Origin of the sequence: Streptomyces sp. NBC_00224 (genome assembly GCF_041435195.1) — a bacterium.
Classification (GTDB): domain Bacteria; phylum Actinomycetota; class Actinomycetes; order Streptomycetales; family Streptomycetaceae; genus Streptomyces.
In genome coordinates this window covers 3,873,862-3,895,871 of record NZ_CP108106.1, presented here as the reverse complement: position 1 = coordinate 3,895,871, position 22,010 = coordinate 3,873,862, and the positions used below count along the sequence as shown (strand labels likewise).

Sequence of the window (22,010 nt, the reverse complement as noted above, 5' to 3'; positions counted from 1 at the left end):
CGGTGGCCGCGCAGGAAGCCGCTGTCGACTCGGTCAGAGACCGCGAGATCGGAGTCGAACAGGAACACCTGGACAAGGTGTACCGCCGCCTGGAGGAGAAGATCCACGAGGCGGAGTTCCTGATGAACGACGCCGCCCAGCGCGGCCAGGTGGGAACGCCCGGAGCGCTGGCGGAACGGGACGCCCAGGTCTTCAGGGCCGGGATCCACCTCAACCGCCTCAACAACGAATTCGAGGACTTTCTCTTCGGCCGGATCGACCTGCTGCTCGGCAAGGACGGCAAGAAGGGCCCCGACGGTGCCTACACGGCCGTGGAGCCCGCCGAGGGGGCCGTACGCGAGGGCGAGGGCGGCAAGTACGCCGAGATCGCCGAAACGCTGCACATCGGCCGTATCGGCGTCCTGGACTCCGACTACGCGCCGCTGGTCATCGACTGGCGCGCACCCGCCGCCGCGCCGTTCTACCGCTCCACGCCGGTCGACCCGGGCCGGGTGGTGCGCCGCCGCGTCATCCGCTCCAAGGGCCGCAAGGTGCTCGGGGTCGAGGACGACCTGATGCGCCCGGAGCTGACCGCGACGCTCGACGGCGCCGAGCTGCCGGTGATCGGCGACGGCGCCCTGATGGCCGCGCTCGGCCAGGCCCGCAGCCACACCATGCGGGACATCGTCGCCTCCATCCAGGCCGAGCAGGACCTGGTGATCCGGGCGCCCGCCGCGTCCGTCACCTACGTCGAGGGCGGCCCCGGCACCGGCAAGACCGCCGTCGCGCTGCACCGCGCCGCCTATTTGCTCTACCAGGACCGCCGCCGCTACGCGGGCGGCATCCTGATCGTCTCCCCGACCCCGCTGCTCGTGGCGTACACCGAAGGTGTGCTGCCCTCGCTCGGCGAGGAGGGCCAGGTGGCGATCCGCGCGGTCGGCAACCTGGTCGACGGCGCCGAGGCCACGGCGTACGACGACCCGGCGGTGGCCAGGATCAAGGGCTCGTCCCGGATGCTCCATGTGCTGCGCAAGGCGGCGCGCGGGGCCCTGGAGACGGCGGACCCGGCGCGGGGCAGGACCCGGCGGGGCAACCCGGCCCGGGGCGCCGCGCCGCAGGACAACGGCCAGCTCTCGTTCGGCGAGGAGCCGGCGGCCGAGCAGAGCGCGGTGACCCCCACCCGGCTGCGCGTCGTCGCCTTCGGCCGGCGCGTCGAGCTGGAGTCCGAGGAGCTGCGGCGGATCCGGCACAACGCGCTGAGCGGGACCGCCCCGGTCAACCTGCTGCGCCCGCGCGCCCGCAAGCTGCTCCTGGACGCCCTGTGGGGCAGATCGGGCGCGGCCGGGCGGCACACGGACCCGGAGCTCGCCGCCGAGCTGCGGTCCTCGTTCGACGACGACATCACCTCCGAGGACAGCTTCATCGCGTTCCTGGACGCCTGGTGGCCCGAGCTCACCCCGCGCGGGGTGCTCGCGGCGATGGGCGACGAGCGGCGCCTGGGCCGCTGGGCACGGCGGGTCCTGACGCCCGGCGAGACCCGGCGTCTGGCCCGTTCGCTCTCCCGGCTCGACGCCACTGGCCACGGGCCGCTGTCGGTGCACGACGTGGCGCTCCTGGACGAGCTGGAGACGCTGCTCGGCACCCCGGCCAGGCCCAGGAAGAAGCGCGAGTACGACCCGCTGGACGCGCTCACCGGCCTTGAGGAGCTGATGCCGCACCGCGAGGAGACCCAGCGCGAGCGGGCGGAGCGGCTGGCGCTGGAGCGCACCGAGTACGCGCACGTCATCGTCGACGAGGCGCAGGACCTCACGCCGATGCAGTGGCGCATGGTCGGCCGCCGGGGCCGCACGGCCACCTGGACGGTCGTCGGGGACCCGGCCCAGTCGTCCTGGTCCGACCCGGACGAGGCGGGCGCCGCGCGCGACGAGGCGCTGGGCTCCCGCCCCCGCCGCCGCTTCGAGCTGACCGTGAACTACCGCAACCCGGCCGAGATCGCGGAACTGGCCGCCCGGGTGCTGGCGTTGGCGATGCCGGGCATGAAGTCCCCGGCGGCGGTCCGCTCCACGGGCGTCGAGCCGCGTTTTGTGACAACGAACAATGGACGCAGCTCGGTTGTACGGGACGACCTCGCCGAGTCCGTACGGGAGGAGGCGGCCCGCCTCCTCGACCAGGTCGACGGCACGGTCGGCGTGGTGGTCGCCATGCGGCGGCGCGAGCAGGCGGCGCGCTGGCTGGCCGGGCTCGGCGAGCGCGTGGTGGCGCTCGGCAGCCTGGAGGCGAAGGGGCTGGAGTACGACGCCACGGTGGTGGTCTCCCCGGCGGAGATCGCCGACGAGTCGCCCGCCGGGCTGCGCGTGCTGTACGTGGCGCTCACCCGGGCCACCCAGCAGCTCACCGTGATCTCCGGCGAGCGCGACGAGCCGGATGCGGACGGGGTGCCTGACCTGCTGCGGGACTGAGCGCGGGAAAAAACGCCCGGGTCAACTCGCGATGCCTGAATCACTTGCCGGGGTGGTTTGTTAGCCTGGGTACGGCACCGGCTCGATCCAAGCCCCCGGGCCCAACCTTAGTCGCTTCGAGCGACCACTTGCCGCGAGGCGAGCATGGCGGGTCGGTGTCTTAACGTGAGCGACAGGCCCACGTCATCTGCGGATGGCGTGGGCCTGTTGTAGTTTTCGGGGCTTCCGCTGATCGATCATCTCTCGTATGGTGGAAAGTGTTTTCCGGAATCATTGGCGCGTTACCGGCTACCAGCCAGTAGGTGCGAACATCGGATGGCGTTGTCGGGCAACAGTCCGGCGGCGCTAGCAACGAAGCTAGGGAAAGCAGAGGAACCCGGTCATGGCAACGGCGCCCAGCGTCTCGTACTCGATGACGGTCAGGCTGGAGGTGCCCGCCAGCGGAACGGCGGTCTCCCAGCTCACCACGGCCGTGGAGTCCTCCGGCGGTTCGGTCACCGGCCTCGACGTGACCGCCTCCGGCCACGAGAAGCTGCGGATCGACGTCACCATCGCGGCCACCTCCACCGCGCACGCCGACGAGATCGTCGAGAAGCTGCGCGGGATCGAGGGCGTCACCCTCGGCAAGGTCTCCGACCGTACGTTCCTGATGCACCTCGGCGGCAAGATCGAGATGCAGTCGAAGCACCCCATCCGCAACCGTGACGACCTCTCGATGATCTACACCCCGGGTGTCGCCCGGGTGTGCATGGCGATCGCCGAGAACCCCGAGGACGCCCGCCGCCTCACCATCAAGCGCAACTCCGTCGCGGTCGTCACCGACGGCTCGGCCGTCCTCGGCCTCGGCAACATCGGCCCCAAGGCCGCGCTCCCGGTCATGGAGGGCAAGGCGGCCCTCTTCAAGCGGTTCGCGGGCATCGACGCCTGGCCGCTCTGCCTGGACACCCAGGACACCGACGAGATCGTCGCGATCGTCAAGGCGATCGCCCCCGGCTTCGCGGGCATCAACCTGGAGGACATCTCCGCGCCGCGCTGCTTCGAGATCGAGGCCCGGCTGCGCGAGGCCCTCGACATCCCCGTCTTCCACGACGACCAGCACGGCACCGCGATCGTGGTGCTCGCCGCGCTGACCAACGCGCTGCGCGTGGTGGGCAAGGGCATCGGTGACGTACGGGTCGTCATGTCCGGCGCGGGCGCGGCCGGTACGGCCATCCTCAAGCTGCTGCTGGCGGCCGGCGTGAAGAACGCGGTCGTCGCCGACATCCAGGGCGTCGTCCACTCGGGCCGCGCGGACCTGGCCGGCGCCGACGGCGACTCCGACATGGCCTCGCTGCGCTGGATCGCCGAGAACACCAACCCGGAGGGCCTGACCGGGTCCCTGCGCGAGGCCGTGGTCGGCGCGGACGTCTTCATCGGCGTCTCCGCCCCCAACGTCCTGAACGGCGACGACGTGGCCGCGATGGCCGAAGGCGGCATCGTCTTCGCGCTCGCGAACCCCGACCCCGAGGTCGACCCGGCCGTCGCGCGCCAGAGCGCGGCCGTGGTGGCCACCGGCCGCTCGGACTTCCCGAACCAGATCAACAACGTGCTGGTCTTCCCCGGCGTCTTCCGCGGCCTCCTGGACGCCCAGTCGCGCACGGTCAACACGGACATGATGCTGGCCGCCGCGACTGCCCTCGCGAACGTGGTGACCGAGGACGAGCTGAACGCGAACTACATCATCCCGTCGGTCTTCAACGACAAGGTCGCGGGCGCGGTGGCGGGCGCGGTGCGCACGGCGGCCCAGGCCGCGCTCTAGGGACACCGGGGGCGCGCGTGGGGCTGTGACCGGCCCCACGTCCGCCTGACCTCCGGCGCGTCGCGGGATGCGGCGCTGTGGGGCCGCCCGTAGGGTGGCGGACCATGAACCCGCATCCGCCCCTGCGGTTCCAGCGAGTCCCCAGGGAGTCGACGGAGCGTCACCACGACGGGGCTGTGGCGCTTTTCGTGTGACTCCGGAGGGTGCCGGATTGGCTTTCCCGCCACAGGTGGGGGCAGGATGCGTAACCGGGCGCGAGGGTCCGACACGGACCCGGGTCCGGGGACTGTCCGAGGGCCCTGGCAGCATCGGCTTCGCTGTACCCAACATGCGGCTTCCGCCGCGTGGCACGCCCCACAGGCAAGAAGAACACGGGAGTAAGAACATGAACCGCAGTGAGCTGGTGGCCGCGCTGGCCGACCGCGCCGAGGTGACCCGCAAGGACGCCGACGCCGTTCTGGCCGCTCTCGCCGAGACGGTCGGCGAGGTCGTCGCCAAGGGCGACGAGAAGGTCACCATCCCCGGCTTCCTGACCTTCGAGCGCACCCACCGTGCCGCTCGTACCGCTCGTAACCCGCAGACCGGCGACCCGATCGACATCCCGGCCGGCTTCAGCGTGAAGGTCTCCGCGGGCTCGAAGCTCAAGGAAGCCGCTAAGGGCAAGTAAGCGCCCCTGGCAGGCCGCTTAGCTGAAAGACGAAGGGCGGCCACCCCCGTGGAGGGGGGTGGCCGCCCTTCGGCTTGCGCCGGGCCCGGTGTTCGTCCACGGGTCGTGCCGGGTTGCGGGGGCCGGGGGGGTAGCCCCCGGGAAACAGCTCCGCCCCCTCCCGCCCCCGGAGGGTTTGGGGAAGGGGCGGGGAGGGGCCGGAGCGGCAGGTCAGCTCAGGGCGCCGTTGGGGAGCTCCACCTTTGCTCCCAGTTCCATCAGCTTTTCCATGAAGTTCTCGTAACCGCGGTTGATCAGGTCGATGCCGTGCACCCGGGACGTCCCCTGGGCGGCCAGCGCGGCGATCAGGTACGAGAAACCGCCCCGGAGGTCCGGGATCACCAGATCGGCGCCCTGGAGCTTCGTGGGGCCGCTCACGACCGCGGAGTGCAGGAAGTTGCGCTGGCCGAAGCGGCAGTCCGAGCCGCCCAGGCACTCGCGGTACAGCTGGATGTGCGCGCCCATCTGGTTGAGCGCCGAGGTGAAGCCGAGCCGCGACTCGTACACCGTCTCGTGGACGATGGACAGGCCCGTGGCCTGCGTCAGCGCCACGACCAGCGGCTGCTGCCAGTCGGTCTGGAAGCCGGGGTGCACGTCCGTTTCGAGGGCGATCGACTTCAGCTGGCCGCCCGGGTGCCAGAAGCGGATGCCCTCGTCGTCGATCTCGAAGGCGCCGCCGACCTTCCGGTAGGTGTTCAGGAAGGTCATCATCGACCGCTGCTGGGCGCCGCGGACGTAGATGTTGCCCTCGGTCGCCAGCGCGGCGGACGCCCAGGAGGCGGCCTCCAGACGGTCCGAGAGGGCGCGGTGGGTGTAGCCGCCGAGCTTGTCGACACCGGTGATCCGGATGGTCCGGTCGGTGTCCATGGCGATGATCGCGCCCATCTTCTGCAGTACGCAGATGAGGTCCTCGATCTCGGGCTCCACGGCGGCGTTGGAGAGCTCGGTCACACCCTCGGCCAGCACGGCCGTCAGCAGGACCTGCTCGGTCGCGCCCACCGACGGGTACGGCAGCCGGATCTTGGTGCCGCGCAGCCGCTGCGGGGCCTCCAGGTACTGGCCGTCGTCGCGCTTCTCGATGGTCGCGCCGAACTGCCGCAGCACCTCGAAGTGGAAGTCGATCGGCCGGCCGCCGATGTCGCAGCCGCCCAGGCCCGGGATGAAGGCGTGGCCGAGGCGGTGCAGCAGCGGGCCGCAGAGCAGGATCGGGATGCGCGACGAACCCGCGTGCGCGTCGATGTCGGCGACGTTCGCGCTTTCGACGTGCGACGGGTCGAGGATCAGCTCGCCCGGCTCCTCGCCGGGGCGGACCGTGACGCCGTGCAGCTGCAGCAGGCCGCGTACGACGCGTACGTCGCGGATGTCGGGCACATTGCGCAGCCGACTCGGACCGCTGCCGAGCAGGGCGGCGACCATCGCCTTCGGCACGAGGTTCTTCGCGCCGCGGACGCGGATCTCGCCCTCCAGCGGGGTGCCGCCGTGGACAAGCAGTACATCGTCTGTGCCGGTCATGAATCTCGCGTTCCGGAATCGTCGGGCAGGGGGCCAGAGAAAAGGGTAAGGGGCTTCTACCCATGTCCTGGAAGGCCAAGGGGGGTTCGCAACCGTAATGAATTCGCCACAACACGCTCCGCTGAGGTGAGTTCGGCGGAGGGTCACCACTGGAGACCCGGCCGGGCACGCACTGCGCACACCGCGGGGCGGTGGCCGGAAAGCCGGTGCGCCCCATTGCTGCCGTGCGCTCCCCCCAGGAGGCGAAGATGCGGGATCATGTCGGCATGACCGAGGTGTCCTCGCTCACAGGGCGGCTGCTAGTCGCCACCCCCGCCCTCGCGGATCCGAACTTCGACCGCGCGGTGGTGCTGCTCCTCGACCACGACGAGGAGGGCTCGCTCGGTGTCGTCCTCAACCGCCCGACCCCGGTGGGCGTCGGCGACATCCTGGAGCCGTGGGCGTCCCTGGCCGGTGCGCCCGGGGTGGTCTTCCAGGGCGGCCCGGTCTCCCTCGACTCCGCGCTCGGCGTCGCCGTGATCCCCGGTGACGAGGGGCCGCTCGGCTGGCGCCGGGTGTACGGGGCGATCGGCCTGGTCGACCTGGAGGCGCCGCCGGAGCTGCTCGCCGCCGCCCTCGGCTCGCTGCGGATCTTCGCCGGGTACTCGGGCTGGGGCCCGGGCCAGCTGGAGGCCGAGCTGACCGACGGTGCCTGGTACGTGGTGGAGTCCGAGCCGGGCGACGTCTCGTCCCCGGAGCCGGAGTCCCTGTGGCGGGCGGTGCTGCGCCGCCAGCGCAGCGAGCTGGCGATGGTGGCGACGTACCCGGACGACCCTTCGCTGAACTGATGCCGCCGCGCTTCAGTACGCTAGGAACTTATGAGCACTCTTGAGCCCGAGCGCGGGGCAGGTACGGGGACCCTCGTAGAGCCGACACCTCAGGTGTCGAACGGCGACGGCGACCACGAGCGCTTCGCCCACTACGTCCAGAAGGACAAGATCATGGCGAGCGCGCTCGACGGGACCCCCGTCGTCGCGCTCTGCGGCAAGGTCTGGGTGCCGGGCCGCGACCCGAAGAAGTACCCGGTCTGCCCGATGTGCAAGGAGATCTACGAGTCCATGGGCGCGGGTGGCGACAAGGACAAGGACAAGGGCGGCAAGGACAAGAAGTAGGTCCTGCCGAGCCGCCTTCTCGGCCCGGAGTTCGTCTGCGGGTTCGGTGGGGGCTGAGCGCGCAGTTCCCCGCGCCCCTTGAATGCCGCTGCGCGGCAATCCCCTGGGCGGCCCGGAGGGGCGCTTTTAGGGGCGCGGGGAACTGCGCGCTCAGCCACAGACGGCCCGCAGTCGACGTAATACCGGGGTTACCGTGTGCCCCATGGCCATGACTTCTGCGGACCTCATACCCGCGCCGGTCTCCGTCGACGGCCCCTGGCGCTGTGCGTACGTCCTCGGCCCGGATACGGCGCTCGCCGCCGGACCCGGCACCGAACGCGTCGCCCGCTGGCTGCGGGACACCGTCGGCGTCGCCCTCGGGCGGCCGCTCCCGCCGGGGGAGGCGGGCGCCCCCGGCACCATCGCCCTCCGCGTCGACCCCGCCCTCGCCCCAGAGGCGTACCGCCTCAGCGTCACCCAGCGTGTCGAGATCGTCGGCGGCAGCGCGGCCGGGGTGTTCTGGGGCGCGCAGACACTGCGTCAACTGCTCGGCCCCGACGCGTACCGCAAGGCGTGTGCGGACCCGGGCGCCTGGCGCGGCATCACGCAGCAGGTGATCGAGGACGCGCCCCGGTTCGCCTGGCGCGGTCTGATGCTGGATGTTTCACGCCACTTCATGCCCAAGGACGGGGTGCTGCGCTACCTCGACCTGCTCGCCGCGCACAAGCTCAACGTCTTCCACTTCCACCTCACCGACGACCAGGGCTGGCGCGTCGAGATCAAGCGCTTCCCGAGGCTGACGGAGGTCGGGGCCTGGCGCGCGCGGACCAAGTACGGCCACCGCGCCTCGGAGTTGTGGGACGAGATGCCGCACGGCGGCTTCTACACCCAGGACGACATCCGCGAGATCGTCGCGTACGCCGCCGAGCGGCATATCTCGGTGGTTCCGGAAATCGACATCCCGGGCCACTCGCAGGCGGCCATCGCCGCGTACCCGGAACTGGGCAACACCGACGTCATCGACACGACCCGCCTCTCCGTCTGGGACACCTGGGGCGTCAATCCGAACGTACTCGCCCCCACTGACAACACCCTCCGCTTCTACGAGGGAGTGCTGGAGGAGGTGCTCGACCTCTTCCCCGCCGCGACTTCGCCGTTCGTCCACATCGGCGGCGACGAGTGCCCCAAGGACCAGTGGAAGGCGTCCCCCGCGGCCCAGGCTCGTATCAAGGAGCTCGGGCTCGCGGGCGAGGACGAGCTCCAGTCCTGGTTCATCCGCCACTTCGCCCGCTGGCTGGCCGACCGGGGCCGCCGCCTCATCGGCTGGGACGAGATCCTGGAGGGCGGTCTGGCGCCCGGCGCCGCCGTCTCCTCCTGGCGCGGCTACGCGGGCGGCATCGAGGCCGCGCGGGCGGGCCACGACGTCGTCATGTGCCCCGAGCAGCAGGTCTACTTGGACCACCGGCAGGCGGCCGGGCCCGACGAGCCGATGCCCATCGGCTACGTACGGACCCTGGAGGACGTCTACCGCTTCGAGCCCGTGCCGCCCCAGTTGACCGAGGCCGAGGCGCGGCACGTGCTCGGCACTCAGGCCAATGTCTGGACCGAGGTGATGCAGGACCAGGGGCGCGTGGACTACCAGGTGTTCCCCCGGCTCGCGGCGTTCGCGGAGGTGGCGTGGTCGGCGCTGCCCGCCCCCGCGGCACGCGATTTCGCCGGATTCGAGCGGCGAATGCGGTCGCACTACGCCCGACTTGACGCCCTCGGCGTCGGCTACCGGCCCCCCGGCGGCCCGTTGCCCTGGCAAAAGCGCCCCGCCCCCGAAAAGATGAAAGGCAGTCTCGGACGCCCGATCGACGGGTCGCCCCCAAACGTGTGAGCCGGGGCGCAAGACGGGGTCCCGCAGCCCGGGAGCCTGGAACCGTGATCGGTGACTGTTCCGCACTGTCCGGCACTGTTCCGCACGGATAAGTCGCACAACAACCGTGAATCCGGACCATTCCCCTGGTCCGGGACGGATCTGTCCTTCGCGGACCCTCGCGTCGGGCGGCTCGGAAGATGTGCCAGAGTTGCCACGTCCGGGCGGTGAGCACGTACGGTACGGCCACGCACAGGCACACACTGGCGGGACAGTCGGGACGGCCGGGACACCGGGAAGGGGCAGCTGGGTTGACCACGCACGCACCGCAGGCGGCGCAGTCGGTGACACTGCCGGCCTCGCTCGACGAGGCCGTGGCGGCGCTCGCCGCCATGCCCGCCGCCGTGCCCGTCGCGGGCGGCACCGATCTGATGGCGGCGGTGAACCGGGGCCTGCTGCGCCCCGCGGGCCTCGTCGGCCTCGGCCGGATCAACGACATCCGCGGCTGGCAGTACCAGGACGGCCACGCGCTCCTCGGCGCGGGGCTCACGCACGCGCGGATGGGGCGCCCGGACTTCGCGGCGCTCATCCCGGCGCTCGCCGCGGCCGCGCGCGCCGCCGGCCCCCCGCAGATCCGCAACGCGGGCACCCTCGGCGGCAACATCGCGTCGGCGGCGCCCGCCGGCGACGCGCTGCCCGTGCTCGCCGCGCTCGAAGCCACCCTGGTCATCGCCGGTCCCGAGGGCGCCCGCCGGGAGATCCCGGTCTCGCACCTGCTGGCCGGGCGCGAGATGCTCGCCCCCGCCGAACTCATCGGCCACGTCCGCGTGCCCCTGCTGCACGCCCCCCAGGTCTTCCTCAAGGCGACCGGCCGCACCGGCCCCGGCCGCGCCACCGCCTCGGTCGCCGTCGTCCTGGACCCGGCCCGGCGCGGGGTGCGCTGCGCGGTGGGCGCGATCGCGCCGATGCCGCTGCGGCCCCTGGAGGCCGAGCGCTGGATCGCCTCCCTGATCGACTGGGACGGCGAGCGGGCGGCGCTGGCCCCGGAGGCGCTCAACGCCTTCGGCGAGTACGTGGCCGCCGCCTGCATCCCGGACCCGGTACCGGCGGCCGACGGCACGGAGCCCCCCGCGCTGTCTCCCGCCGTACTGCACCTGCGGCGCACGGTCGCCGCGCTGGCCCGACGAGCACTGGGGAGGGCGCTGTCGTGAGCGACAACCACGACGCCGGCTACGGCGACAACCGCGCGCGCGGGACGGGCGGCTGGCAGCCGGTCCCGCAGGGCGGCGAGTACGACGACGGCGCGACCGCCTTCGTCCAGCTGCCCGCGGACCTGGACGCGCTGCTCGGCGGCGACCCGCTGGCCGCGCCGGGGCACGGCTATGTGCCGCCGATGATCGTGCCGTTGACGCCCGCCGCCGGGACCGACCCGGCCGCGACCGGCGCCTGGACGATCCCGGGGCCGCCCGAGCCGGACCGGGGCGAGAGCCAGGTGCGGTCGGTGCAGTGGCCCGACGCGTCCGCCGTGCCCGAGCCCCCGCAGCCGGACCCGCTGGGCGAGCGGCTGCAGGACCGGCACGCCACCGGCCAGTGGAACTTCTCGGACGATGCCTCGCTGACCGGCCAGTGGACGATCCCGGTCGCCGACGGCGAACTGCCGGATGAATCGGGCGAATTCAGTACATCCTCGCTCATTGAGCAGTGGGGCACGACGCCTCCGGCGACCCTGCCCGGCGGCGCGTCCGCGCCCTGGGCGACGGAGCAGCCGCAGCCCGAGCCCGAGCCCGACCCTGCCGTGGAGGCGGAGGCCGCCGACGCGCGCGTGGCGGACTTCGCCGAGCAGGCGCACCAGGCGCACCGGGCGGCCGCGGAAGCCCACCACCAGGAGTCCCTGGACCTCTCCGCGCCCACCGAGTTCGCCGCCCCCGCGGACGTCTCCGCGCCCGTGGACTTCCCGGCCCCCGCGCCCGTACGCGCCGAACCCGTTCTGTCCTGGAACCCGCCCGGCCCCGGGGCGACCCTGCCGGGCGGCGCGCCCGCGCCCTGGTCGGCCGCGCTGGCGACGGACGTACGGGAGGAGCCGCGCGAGGAGGTACGGGCCGAGGCGGACCCGACGGACGCGACCGGTGCGGACCCGGCGGACGAGGACGTGCCGGGTGCGGACCCGGCCGAGGTCCCCGCGCCCGCCGCCGAGCCGTTGCCCGAGCCCGTCCACGCGGCCCAGGCCCAACCGCTCCCGGAGCCCGAGCCGGAGCCCGAGCCCGCACCGGAACCCGTACGGGAAGCGGCTCCGGACCCCGAGCCCGAGCCCGTGGCCATCCCCCTCCCGGCCCCCGAGCCGGAGCCGGTTCTGCCGCCCGCCGCCGACCTGGAGCACCCCCGTGCCTCCTACGTCCTGCGCGTCAACGGCACCGACCGGCCCGTCACCGAGGCGTGGGTCGGCGAGTCGCTGCTCTATGTGCTGCGCGAGCGGCTCGGCCTCGCCGGGGCCAAGGACGGCTGCTCGCAGGGCGAGTGCGGTGCCTGCAACGTGCAGGTCGACGGCCGCCTCGTCGCCTCCTGCCTGGTGCCCGCGGCCACCGCCGCCGGCTCCGAGGTGCGTACGGTCGAGGGCCTCGCCGTCGAAGGCGAACCCTCCGACGTGCAGCGCGCGCTCGCCGAGTGCGGGGCCGTGCAGTGCGGTTTCTGCATCCCGGGCATGGCCATGACCGTCCATGACCTGCTCGAAGGCAACCACTCGCCGACCGAGCTGGAGACCCGGCAGGCGCTCTGCGGCAACCTCTGCCGCTGCTCCGGCTACCGGGGCGTGCTCGACGCCGTACGCGAGGTGGTGGCCGGGCGCGAGGCGCAGTCGGCCGCCGCGAGCGAGGCGTCCGCAGCCACCACGACCGGCGAAGAAGCCCGTATTCCGCATCAGGCGGGGCCCGGCGCGGGCGGCGTCCAGCCCCCGCACACCCACGACGGAGGCATGGCGTGAGCAACGACGCAGCCACCGCGACGACCGCGGCGGTCGACGGGACGGGCACCGGCCCGGAGCAGCCGCCCGTGCCCGGCCACGGGCTCGGCGCCTCGCTCCGCCCCGCCGACGCGCGCGCCAAGACCGAGGGCACCTTCCCGTACGCCTCCGACCTGTGGGCCGAGGGCCTGCTGTGGGCGGCCGTGCTGCGTTCGCCGCACGCCTCGGCCCGTATCGTCTCGATCGACACCTCGGCCGCGGTCGAGATGCCGGGCGTACGGGCCGTGGTGACGCAGGCCGACGTGCCCGGCGACGCCGCGCACGGCCGGGGCATCGCGGACCGCCCGGTCTTCGCCGCCGACGTCGTACGCCACCACGGCGAGCCGATCGCGGCGGTGGCCGCCGACCACCCCGACACGGCCCGCCTGGCGGCGGCCGCGATCGCGGTCGAGTACGAGCTCCTGGAGCCGGTCACCGACCCCGAGAAGGCGTTCGCCGCCGAACCCCTGCACCCCGACGGCAACCTGATCCGCCACATCCCGCTCCAGTACGGCGACCCGGACGTCACCGGCGAGGTCGTGGTGGAGGGCCTGTACCGGATCGGCCGCCAGGACCCGGCCCCGATCGGCGCCGAGGCGGGGCTCGCGGTGCCGCGCCCCGACGGCGGCGTGGAGATCTACACCGCCTCCACCGACCCGCACGCCGACCGCGACCTCGCGGCGGCGTGCTTCGGCCTGGACCCGGAGCGCGTGAAGGTGGTCGTCACCGGCGTCCCCGGCGCCACCGGCGACCGCGAGGACTCCGGCTTCCAGCTCGCGCTGGGCCTGCTCGCGCTGCGCACCGGCTGCCCGGTGAAGCTCACGGCGACCCGCGAGGAGTCGTTCCTGGGCCACGCCCACCGCCACCCGACGCTGCTGCGCTACCGCCACCACGCGGACGCGGAGGGCCGTCTGGTGAAGGTGGAGGCACAGATCCTGCTGGACGCGGGCGCGTACGCGGAGGCCTCGTCGGAATCCCTGGCGGCGGCCGTGGCCTTCGCCTGCGGCCCGTACGTGGTCCCCCACGCCTTCGTCGAGGGCTGGGCGGTCCGTACGAACAACCCGCCCTCCGGCCACGTCCGGGGCGAGGGCGCGATGCAGGTGTGCGCGGCCTACGAGGGCCAGATGGACAAACTGGCGGCCAAGCTGGGCCTGGACCCGGCGGAGCTGCGGCTGCGCAACGTACTGGCGACGGGCGACCTGCTCCCCACCGGCCAGACGGTGACGTGCCCGGCCCCCGTGGCCGAACTCCTCACCTCCGTACGGGACTTCCCCCTCCCCACCCTCCCCAAGGACGACCCCGAGGACGACTGGCTGCTGCCGGGCGGCCCCGAGGGTGCGGGCGAGCCGGGCGCGGTGCGCCGGGGCGTCGGCTACGCGCTCGGCATGGTGCACATGCTGGGCGCCGAGGGCACGGACGAGGTGTCGACGGCCACGGTCAAGGTGCAGGACGGCGTGGCCACGGTGATCTGCGCGGCGGTGGACACGGGCCAGGGCTTCACCACCCTCGCCCGCCAGATCGTCCAGGAGACGCTGGGCATCGAAGAGGTCCACGTGGCCCCGGTGGACACGGACCAGCCTCCCGCGGGCCCGGCGTCGCACGGCCGCCACACGTGGGTGTCCGGGGGAGCGGTGGAGCGAGCGGCGAAAATGGTCCGCACGCAACTCCTCCAGCCCCTGGCGCACAAGTTCGGCATGTCGACGGAGCTGCTCCAGATCGCCGACGGCAAGATCACGTCGTACGACGGCGTCCTCTCCACGACGGTCACCGAGGCGATGGACGGCAAGGAACTCTGGGCCACGGCCCAGTGCCGCCCGCACCCCACCGAGCCCCTCGACGAGACGGGCCAGGGCGACGCCTTCGTGGGCCTCGCCTTCTGCGCGATCCGCGCGGTGGTGGACGTGGACATCGAGCTTGGCTCGGTCCGGGTGGTGGAACTGGCGGTCGCCCAGGACGTGGGCCGGATCCTGAACCCCGGCCAGCTGGCGGCCCGTATCGAGGCGGGTGTGACGCAGGGCGTCGGCGCGGCCCTGACGGAGAACCTCCGCACGGCCCGCGGCCTGGTCCGCCACCCCGACCTCACGGGCTACGCCCTTCCCACGGCCCTGGACGCCCCCGACATCCGCATCGTCAAACTGGTCGAGGAGCGCGACGTGGTCGCCCCCTTCGGCGCGAAGCCGGCGAGCGCGGTCCCGGTGGTGACGTCCCCGGCGGCGGTCGCGTCGGCGGTACGGGCGGCGACGGGGCGGCCGGTCAACCGGTTGCCCATTCGGCCGCAGGCTGCGGTGGTGGCGGGCGCGGTGGGCGCCGCGGGCGCTGCGGGCGCGTAGTGGTGGGGAGGCGGGGCGGGCGATGACCCGCCCCGCTTTCGTATGCGTACTTTCGTATGCGTACTTTCGTACGCGTGCGCGTACGCGACTCGGCACACCGAACGGATTTGGCCCTTCTGCATCCCCAAATGCCCATCCCAGGGAACCAATTGACCCATGAGGGAGTGCTCTGTGTCAGAGGTGCTGGCTACAGTTACTTCTGAAGCAGTGGGGGAACGGGGAACGGGGAGGCGACTGTGGCGCAGGACGGCGGGGACGTGGGGCCCGGGGTGAACACGCTGGCACCGGTGCTCGCGCTGATGCCGGTCATCGGCGGGGCGGCCGGCGCCGCTGTCGTGGCGGCGGCCGACCTCGCGCGCGAGGCCGAGTCGATGCTCACCTTCAAGAAGCGGGTCGACGCGCTGCTCACCAAGCTCAACGACTCGGAGGCGGCGTCGGTCAAGATCGGCGCCGACCGCCTGGCCAAGTCCGAGCTGGGCCCGGAGGACTTGAAGGAGAGCACGTTCCTGTACGGCGTGTACGAGGTCGTCCACAACCAGATCGGCCAGCTCTCCAAGGCGCTCGGCATGCAGATCGAGGGCCTGTGCATCGCGGTCCTGGCGGCGGAGAACGGCTACGACGGCGTGGACGCGGACGTACGGGACCGGATGCGGGCGATCGCCGGGGAACTGCACCGCCAGCAGGAGCTGTACGGGGCGGACACGCCCGGCGCGGCCGCGCCCAAGGCGCCGGCACCGGACAAGGGTGCGACGGGCGGGACGATCTGATGGGGCGTGGATTCCAGGGGGAGGCGGTGCGGCGACATGGCTGAGAACAAGGGGCAGAAGCGGGGACCGGGGCCGGGTCAGGAGCGGGGGCAGGGGGCGCCGAAGGCGCCGCCGGTGGAGCGGACGGACTTCGAGCACAAGTCGCATCAGGAACTCTGGACCATGGTCCAGGGCATGAAGGGCGACTCGGCGACCAACCTCGCCAAGAAGCTCGCCGACGCGGCCGCGACGATCACCGAGATCGGTGACGACCTGAAGACCCACATGAGCCGCGTCGTCTGGACGGGCGAGGGCGCGAAGGCGTTCACCGACTGGGGCCACGACGCGGCGATGGCCACGCTGGGCCTGGGCCAGTACAGCAACGCCGCGGCGACCAACCTCGACGCCGTCTCGAACGCCATTGCCCAGGTCAAGTCCTCGGTCCCGGAGTACGACCCCGCCCTCAAGAAGGAAGCCACCGACACCCAGAAGCTGTACGTGGCCGCCCACCACGACCCCGACGGCCAGAAGGACGCGAGAGACGCCTCGGCCAAGCTGACCGGCCTCAACGAGAAGATGGAGGGGCAGCGGCAGGAGGCGGTACGGGAGCTTAAGCGGTTGGCGGATGCGTATGTGCAGTCGGGGGAGCAGATAGCGGCGCTCCGGCCGCCGGTGTTTCCGGCGCCGCCGGCGGTGTTTGTGCCGCCGGATCTCGACCGCCATGGGCAGCAGTACATTCAGGGAAGCCAGACGTCGTCCACCCGAGGGAGCAGGACATCGACCTCGCAGACGGGCGGTCATCTGGCGACTCCATCGACAACGGGCGGCACTACGGGGACGCCTCACACGGTGACCCCGGCCGCAGTGACCCCTCCAACTCATGTGCCTGATCGGCCTGTCGGTACGGTCATCGACGGCGTGGATACGCTGCCGCCGCCGACTTCCGTCGTTCCCGTCGGCCCTGACGTCACAACCTCTCCGCCACCTCTCTCCAGGCCGGACGGCCTGCCGGCACCCGTCGGGATCGTGCCGCCTCCAAGCGTCAGAGGCGGCAAGACCGGCCTGCCCGCCCCCGGTGTCGTGGGCGGGCGACAGTCGACCGGCGGGCTCCGCGGCCCTGCCCTGACCGGGCCAGGCACCGTGGGCGGTGTCCCCCCGAGCAAGCTCCCGCGTGAGAACGGCATCGTCGGTGGCCGGCAGGTACCGCCCAGCACCGGTCGTCCGACGGGCGGCATCCCCCGAGGCACCGTCGTCGGTCACGAGGGCACGACGCAGGGCCGACCACCGATGGCCCACGGTCCGGGCGGCGGCACCAGCGGAGGCGGCACCCGGGGTGGGTTCTCCGGCGGCCGCCGCCTGGCGGGCGAGCCCGGCGGCATCGTCGGCGGTCGCCCGACCGAGCCCGGAACCAGAAGCGGCCGCCCCTTCACCGAGGGCGGCTCCGGTCTCGTACGCAACACGGAAGGCGGCTCTCAGGCAGGTCGGGCCGGGCGGGGCGGCATGATCCCGCCTGGCACGCACGGCGCCGCCGGGCGGCGGGACGAGCGCGGAGGCGAGCGTCCCGACTACCTCACCGAGGACGAAGAGACCTGGCAGCAGAGCGACCGCCGTATTGTGCCGCCTGTAATCGACTGAGCCCGTACGAAGGAAGCGCATGTCTACCAGCAGCCATCGAGTCATGAGGCACGGCCGTGCCGTGTCCGTCGCCTTGGGGGCCCTGCTGGTGGGCATTGCCGCCACACCTGCTCACGCGGAGACCGTCCGCGAGCGCCAGTGGCATCTCGACGCCATGCAGGCGGACGAGATGTGGAAGATCAGTACGGGCAAGGGGATTACCGTCGCGGTCGTCGACACCGGCGTTGATGACAGTCTCGCTGACCTCCGTGGCCAGGTGCTCCCCGGCCTCAACCTTTCCAGTCAGAACGGCGACGAGCACACCGACTACAAGGGTCACGGGACCGCCATGGCCTCGTTGATCGCCGGTACCGGCAAGCGGTCGGCAGGAGACGGGGCTTACGGCTTGGCGCCCGGCGCGAAGATTCTTCCGGTCAGGCTCCCAAAGGCGGATGAAGGATCGAAACTCACGAACATTCCGATGTTCGTAAAGAAGCTGAGCGAGGGAATTCGCTACGCGGCGGATCATGATGCCAAGGTGATCAACGTGTCACAAGGCGCGCCGGAAGGATCCGACGAGCTCGCTAGCGCTGTGAAGTACGCCCTGAGCAAGGGTTCCTTGGTCTTCGCCTCTGCTGGCAACAGCGGCGACAAGGGCAATCAGGTCGAATATCCGGCTGCCACGCCTGGCGCCGTAGGCGTGGCAGCCGTAGACAAGAAGATCGAAGCGACCAAGGAGTCGCAGCACGGATCACAGATCGACCTCGCGGCCCCTGGCGACGAGATGGTGGAAGCCTGCGGCGGCGGCACCCAGATCTGCACCAGCCACGGCACAAGCGACGCCACCGCCCTCGCCTCCGCCTCCGCCGCCCTGATCTGGTCCAAGTACCCCCAGTGGACCAACAACCAGGTCCTCAGAGTCATGCTCAACACGGCCGGCGGCCCCCGGAACGGGGAGAAGCGCACGGACTACATCGGGTACGGAGTCGTCCGCCCCCGTATCGCTTTGACGAGCCCCGGCGACCCCGGCCCGGCGAACGAGTACCCGCTTCCCGACCTGGCCGCGCCCAACACCAACTCCCCTTCCCCCCAGGCCCCTTCAAGTACCCCCGCCACTCCCAAGCCCACAGCCCCGGAAGCGGCATCCAGCGACAACGGAGACAACGGCGACAGCGGCAGCAACACAGGCCTGTGGATCGGACTCGGGGCGGTGGCCGTCGTCGGGGCGGCCGTGGCCGTACCGCTCGTACGGTCGCGGCGGCGCCGCACCACGTAGAACAGGGCGCCTCCGTCAACCCACCCGCCCCATCCCAGCCATTCAGGGGGGATGAAACGGCCACGTAATCCCATAGCCAGACCATGTGCTGGCGCGAAGAGCGCGGCGTCCGTACGTTGTGGAAACGGTAAAGAGTTGTCCGGGGGCGTACGGGGGCGGGATCCGCATGTCGTTCGAGGAAGAGTGGCGCCAGGCGCACGCCAGCGCGGCCGCCAACGTGGCCATGCGGCTGAATCGCGCCGACAACGGGCCGAGCGGGGCGAACGCCCCCGGCGCCGCCGACCTCAGCGTCCAGCGCGACGACCTCGGCGTGGTCGGCGGGGACGCCTTCAAGCTCCACGACGGGCTCAAGCGCGACGGTAATCACGCACGCGAATCCACCGGTGCCGCCGCGACCGCCCTGAGCGCCCGCAACTTCACCAGCGGCGGCGAGTTGGCGAAGGTCCGCGCCAAGTGGGACACCCAGCTGCGCACGCTCAGCGACGCCTGCGCGCAGATCTCCAACCACCTCGACTACTCGATGGCCGCCCACGCCAAGGACGACGAGCGCGTCGGGGGCGAGCTGATCGCGGTGTCGCGGATCGATGAGTATCTGAAGTAGGCCGCCACGCGTAGCCGCCACACGTAACGGACTTCGAGCCATCAAGGTCGGTATCAGGACATGCTCACGTACGACGACGTGGTGAACGCGCCGCTCGACAAGCTGAAGACGGCGGTGGATGACTGGTCGGACATGGTCTCCAGGCTCAAGTCTCTCGCCGAAGAGGCCCGTAAAGGGATGAAGGCGCATGCCGACGCGGCTGACTGGGCCGGGGTGAATGCGGGTGTGACCAGGCAGTTCATTGACAAGACGGCGAAAGAGTTCGAGGACGCGGCGGCGGAGGCGAGGGGGATCCACGCGGTCCTGGCCGATGGGTATGCGGCGTTCAAGCGGGTGAAGGACGAGTTGCAGAAGATCGTTGATGGTTCGGAGAAGTCCGGCATCGTCGTCGATGCGCACGGCAAGGTCGCCGCCCGCTACTCCCTCTCGGGTGACTACACCGCCCGCCATGAACCGGACTTCTCTCTTGAGCTGAAGAAGCAGAACGACAACCTCGCGGAGTGGCAGCGGCGGGTCGAGGCACTGGTCGACGAATGCGGCGACGCGGACGAGGCGCTGCAGCGGGCACTGGCGGCCAATGTGCCGGACGAGCACAACTTCAGCGCGCCCAAGTTCGAGAGCCTCGACGACGAGGAAGCGGCCTGGGCCATCGAACTGGCCCGGAAGTCCACGGGCGACGGCGGAACCGCGCGCAACGTCGAGGCGTTGCGGCAGCTCGAAGAGGTGATGACGGACCACGCGAAGGACCCGGAGTTCGCGACCGACTTCTACCGGCGGCTCGGGGCCGAGGGCACGCTGGAGCTCTATACGAAGATGTCGCTCGACGCGACGGGCCTCGGCCCCGCCGGACACGACCGGGCCGACATGGTCCACCGCATCCAGAACGACATGGGGTCGATGCTCGGCATAGCCACGAACACCAAGACGCCGGGGCATCTGGACGCGGGGTGGACGCTCGACATGATGCGGGCCGGCCACAAGCCGATCGACGTCGGGGGGTTCGCGGGCGTCGGCACGAAGGTGTACGGCTACCAGGCGCTGGCCTCGATCCTGCGAAACGGCGAGTACGACAAGGAGTTCCTGGTCCCCATCGGCCGCGACATGGTCGGCATGGATCACAAGAACCCCGGCATCTGGAACCAGAACATGCCGCTCGTCCAGTCCATGGCGTTCAACCAGGACAAGGACGGGGGCCGTGGCTTCGACCCGATGACCGGCCTGATGCAGGCCATGAGCAACAACCCCGAGGCGTCCACGGCGTTCTTCAACGAGCCCGTACGCGAGGACAGCAACGGGGACGGGATCGTCACGACCGCCGACAAGGCGGTCAAGGGCGTCCACGGGCACGCCCAGGGCATGGTCGATTACGCCCTCGACCGCAAGCCGACCGCAGACTGGTTCGACACGACGCCCGGCGCCCCGCCCGGCTCCCCGCTCCAGGAGGCGACGGGGAACGCGCTGGAGGCGGCGGTCACGGGCCGAGTACCGGGCGACGAGGACGCGAAGCCTGTTGAGCACACCGAGCAGATGGCCAAGGTGATGGAGCGCGTCGTGTCGAAGATCGGCGCCGACCCGTCCCTCATCCTCGGCGGCGACGACGCGCCGGGCCCCCTGGAGGGCCTGTCGGGGAACTTCGGGAACATGGCTGCGGAGTACATGCCTGATCTGCAGGCGTCGGCGGAGAACGGGGCGGAGCAGGCGAAGCCGTTCGGCGTGATGGCGGTATTCAAACCAGGGGAGATGACGCACTTCCTGGCAGCGGTGGCACAGGACCCCGGCGCTTATGGCGCCCTCACCCATGCGCAGCAGGCGTACACCACGCTCCTGGTACGCGATGTGTTCGCCCATCCGGAGAACCATGGGGCGGATGTCGGCGAGGCGCTGCGCAACGCGGTTCTTCCCGGTGGACAGATCGCGGGAATCATGGCCGAGGCGCGGGTTGAGGCGATCCATGAGCAGCACTCTGCTGATGACGCCAAGTTCAATGAGGCCCTCCAGGACAAGGCGGACTGGACCAACCGAATCATCAGCGCGGTCGGTGCGAAGTATGTGGAGATGCTGCCGGTCGGGGGCGATGCCGTGGAGTGGCTCCAAGAGGACATCACAAAGTCCATCGTGGACAAGGCTCAAAAAGACACCTCGGCGGAGGCGAGCCAGGAGGCCGCAGGCGCTTATACGACGGCCGAGTCCAGGGCCAAGCAGGCGGCGCGGGACGCGGTGAGTACGGCTGGTCAGAGTGCTGGTCTGTCCAAGCCGGACATCCGCGAGTACCAAGGAACAGCTTCCTCCTCGGCGGCAGTTGGCTTCTCGGTGGGGCGAGATTCTGTGGACAGCACGGCACCCAGGGGCGGTGGAAAGTGATAGGACGCGCGGCCCGTGCTTCGGGAGGCACTATCGTCGGCCTATTGATTTTGAGCGGCTGCTCGGAAAGTAACGATTCCGTGCCGAGCCTGCCAAAGAGTATGTGCTGGGGGGCTTTCACCGGAAAATCGACCGCCTCCTTGCTGCCCCATGGCGGCAAGGCGGAACTGGTGAACAAGCGCCCATTCGATGTGTTCGGAGCGAAATCGAGCACGTACTGCACCCTGTACATCGACGGCGATGCACGGTTCGTCGCATGGGCGGAGCGCAGAAGGAGCGGCAAGGGGACCGAGTGGAATGGCTGGGCCCTGAATCGCGGCACACGTATCGCGGCGGGAGACGAGGGATTCGTCTGGGATGGCGGAGCCGGTTCCGTGTTCTTGTGCGAGCGCCCGGACCTGCCGAGGAATCTCGCTTTGCCCAAGTCGGCCAAGTATGTCGAGCTGGAGCTCACCGCGAACAAGGCTCCCGAGACCGCTGAATCTCGGAAGACCCTCACCACTCTCATGCAGCAGTACGTCGACTTCGCCAAACGCGAGTTGAAATGCGCCAACGCCACCGCTCCGTGAGCGGCCTGTCGGGTCGATGAGTATCTGAAGTAGGCCGCCACGCGTAGCCGCCGCACGTAACGGACTTCGAGCCATC

Annotated in this window: 16 protein-coding genes; 15 read left to right on the top strand and 1 reads right to left on the bottom strand. The window is 71.2% G+C overall.

Annotated features, from left to right (window positions below; genetic code table 11):
- The first annotated feature begins 2 nt into the window (after positions 1 to 2).
- From OG965_RS17390 to OG965_RS17380, 3 genes are all read left to right on the top strand, one after another.
- Positions 3 to 2,438, top strand: coding sequence for a UvrD-helicase domain-containing protein (locus OG965_RS17390; protein WP_371652988.1), 2,436 nt, complete (start codon positions 3 to 5; stop codon positions 2,436 to 2,438).
- Positions 2,439 to 2,820: 382 nt separating this feature from the next.
- Positions 2,821 to 4,236, top strand: a complete 1,416-nt coding sequence (locus tag OG965_RS17385) for an NAD-dependent malic enzyme (RefSeq protein WP_371652987.1) — start codon at positions 2,821 to 2,823, stop codon at positions 4,234 to 4,236.
- Positions 4,237 to 4,621: 385 nt separating this feature from the next.
- Positions 4,622 to 4,903: an HU family DNA-binding protein gene (locus OG965_RS17380; protein WP_067159632.1), complete on the top strand. Its 282-nt coding sequence runs from the start codon at positions 4,622 to 4,624 to the stop codon at positions 4,901 to 4,903.
- A 210-nt stretch (positions 4,904 to 5,113) separates the two neighbouring features.
- Here the strand turns inward: OG965_RS17380 and murA are convergent, their stop codons facing one another.
- The gene (gene murA, locus OG965_RS17375) at positions 5,114 to 6,454 is read right to left on the bottom strand and encodes a UDP-N-acetylglucosamine 1-carboxyvinyltransferase (RefSeq protein WP_371652986.1); all 1,341 of its coding nucleotides are present in this window, start codon (positions 6,452 to 6,454) and stop codon (positions 5,114 to 5,116) included.
- A 266-nt stretch (positions 6,455 to 6,720) separates the two neighbouring features.
- On the opposite strand from murA, the gene OG965_RS17370 reads away from it, so the two are divergent.
- The 12 genes from OG965_RS17370 (at position 6,721) to OG965_RS17315 (ending at position 21,934) form a co-directional block, all read left to right on the top strand.
- Entirely contained in the window at positions 6,721 to 7,281 is a 561-nt protein-coding gene (locus OG965_RS17370) for a YqgE/AlgH family protein (RefSeq protein ID WP_371656964.1), read from the top strand.
- Positions 7,282 to 7,311: 30 nt separating this feature from the next.
- On the top strand, positions 7,312 to 7,605 hold the full coding sequence (locus tag OG965_RS17365; protein WP_100578609.1) for a DUF3039 domain-containing protein: 294 nt from the start codon (positions 7,312 to 7,314) through the stop codon (positions 7,603 to 7,605).
- A gap of 208 nt (positions 7,606 to 7,813) precedes the next feature.
- Positions 7,814 to 9,463 (top strand): beta-N-acetylhexosaminidase, encoded by a 1,650-nt coding sequence (locus OG965_RS17360; protein WP_371656963.1) that lies wholly within the window; start codon positions 7,814 to 7,816, stop codon positions 9,461 to 9,463.
- Positions 9,464 to 9,753: 290 nt separating this feature from the next.
- Positions 9,754 to 10,653, top strand: a complete 900-nt coding sequence (locus OG965_RS17355; RefSeq protein WP_371652985.1) for a xanthine dehydrogenase family protein subunit M — start codon at positions 9,754 to 9,756, stop codon at positions 10,651 to 10,653.
- Positions 10,650 to 12,419, top strand: coding sequence for a 2Fe-2S iron-sulfur cluster-binding protein (locus OG965_RS17350; RefSeq protein ID WP_371652984.1), 1,770 nt, complete (start codon positions 10,650 to 10,652; stop codon positions 12,417 to 12,419). Before OG965_RS17355 ends, OG965_RS17350 begins: the two co-directional genes overlap by 4 nt.
- Positions 12,416 to 14,767 (top strand): xanthine dehydrogenase family protein molybdopterin-binding subunit, encoded by a 2,352-nt coding sequence (locus OG965_RS17345; protein ID WP_371652983.1) that lies wholly within the window; start codon positions 12,416 to 12,418, stop codon positions 14,765 to 14,767. Before OG965_RS17350 ends, OG965_RS17345 begins: the two co-directional genes overlap by 4 nt.
- Positions 14,768 to 15,003: 236 nt before the next feature.
- Positions 15,004 to 15,534 carry a hypothetical protein gene (locus OG965_RS17340; RefSeq protein WP_371652982.1) on the top strand — a complete coding sequence of 177 codons (531 nt, stop codon included), beginning with the start codon at positions 15,004 to 15,006 and terminating at the stop codon, positions 15,532 to 15,534.
- 36 nt (positions 15,535 to 15,570) lie between these two features.
- Entirely contained in the window at positions 15,571 to 17,148 is a 1,578-nt protein-coding gene (locus OG965_RS17335; RefSeq protein ID WP_371652981.1) for a hypothetical protein, read from the top strand.
- Positions 17,149 to 17,167: 19 nt separating this feature from the next.
- Positions 17,168 to 18,403 carry a type VII secretion-associated serine protease mycosin gene (gene mycP / locus OG965_RS17330; RefSeq protein WP_371652980.1) on the top strand — a complete coding sequence of 412 codons (1,236 nt, stop codon included), beginning with the start codon at positions 17,168 to 17,170 and terminating at the stop codon, positions 18,401 to 18,403.
- Between the two features lie 166 nt (positions 18,404 to 18,569).
- Positions 18,570 to 19,004 carry a hypothetical protein gene (locus OG965_RS17325; RefSeq protein WP_371652979.1) on the top strand — a complete coding sequence of 145 codons (435 nt, stop codon included), beginning with the start codon at positions 18,570 to 18,572 and terminating at the stop codon, positions 19,002 to 19,004.
- Positions 19,005 to 19,064: 60 nt separating this feature from the next.
- Entirely contained in the window at positions 19,065 to 21,365 is a 2,301-nt protein-coding gene (locus OG965_RS17320) for a DUF6571 family protein (protein ID WP_371652978.1), read from the top strand.
- A gap of 80 nt (positions 21,366 to 21,445) precedes the next feature.
- Positions 21,446 to 21,934 carry a hypothetical protein gene (locus tag OG965_RS17315; RefSeq protein ID WP_371652977.1) on the top strand — a complete coding sequence of 163 codons (489 nt, stop codon included), beginning with the start codon at positions 21,446 to 21,448 and terminating at the stop codon, positions 21,932 to 21,934.
- Positions 21,935 to 22,010 lie beyond the last annotated feature (76 nt).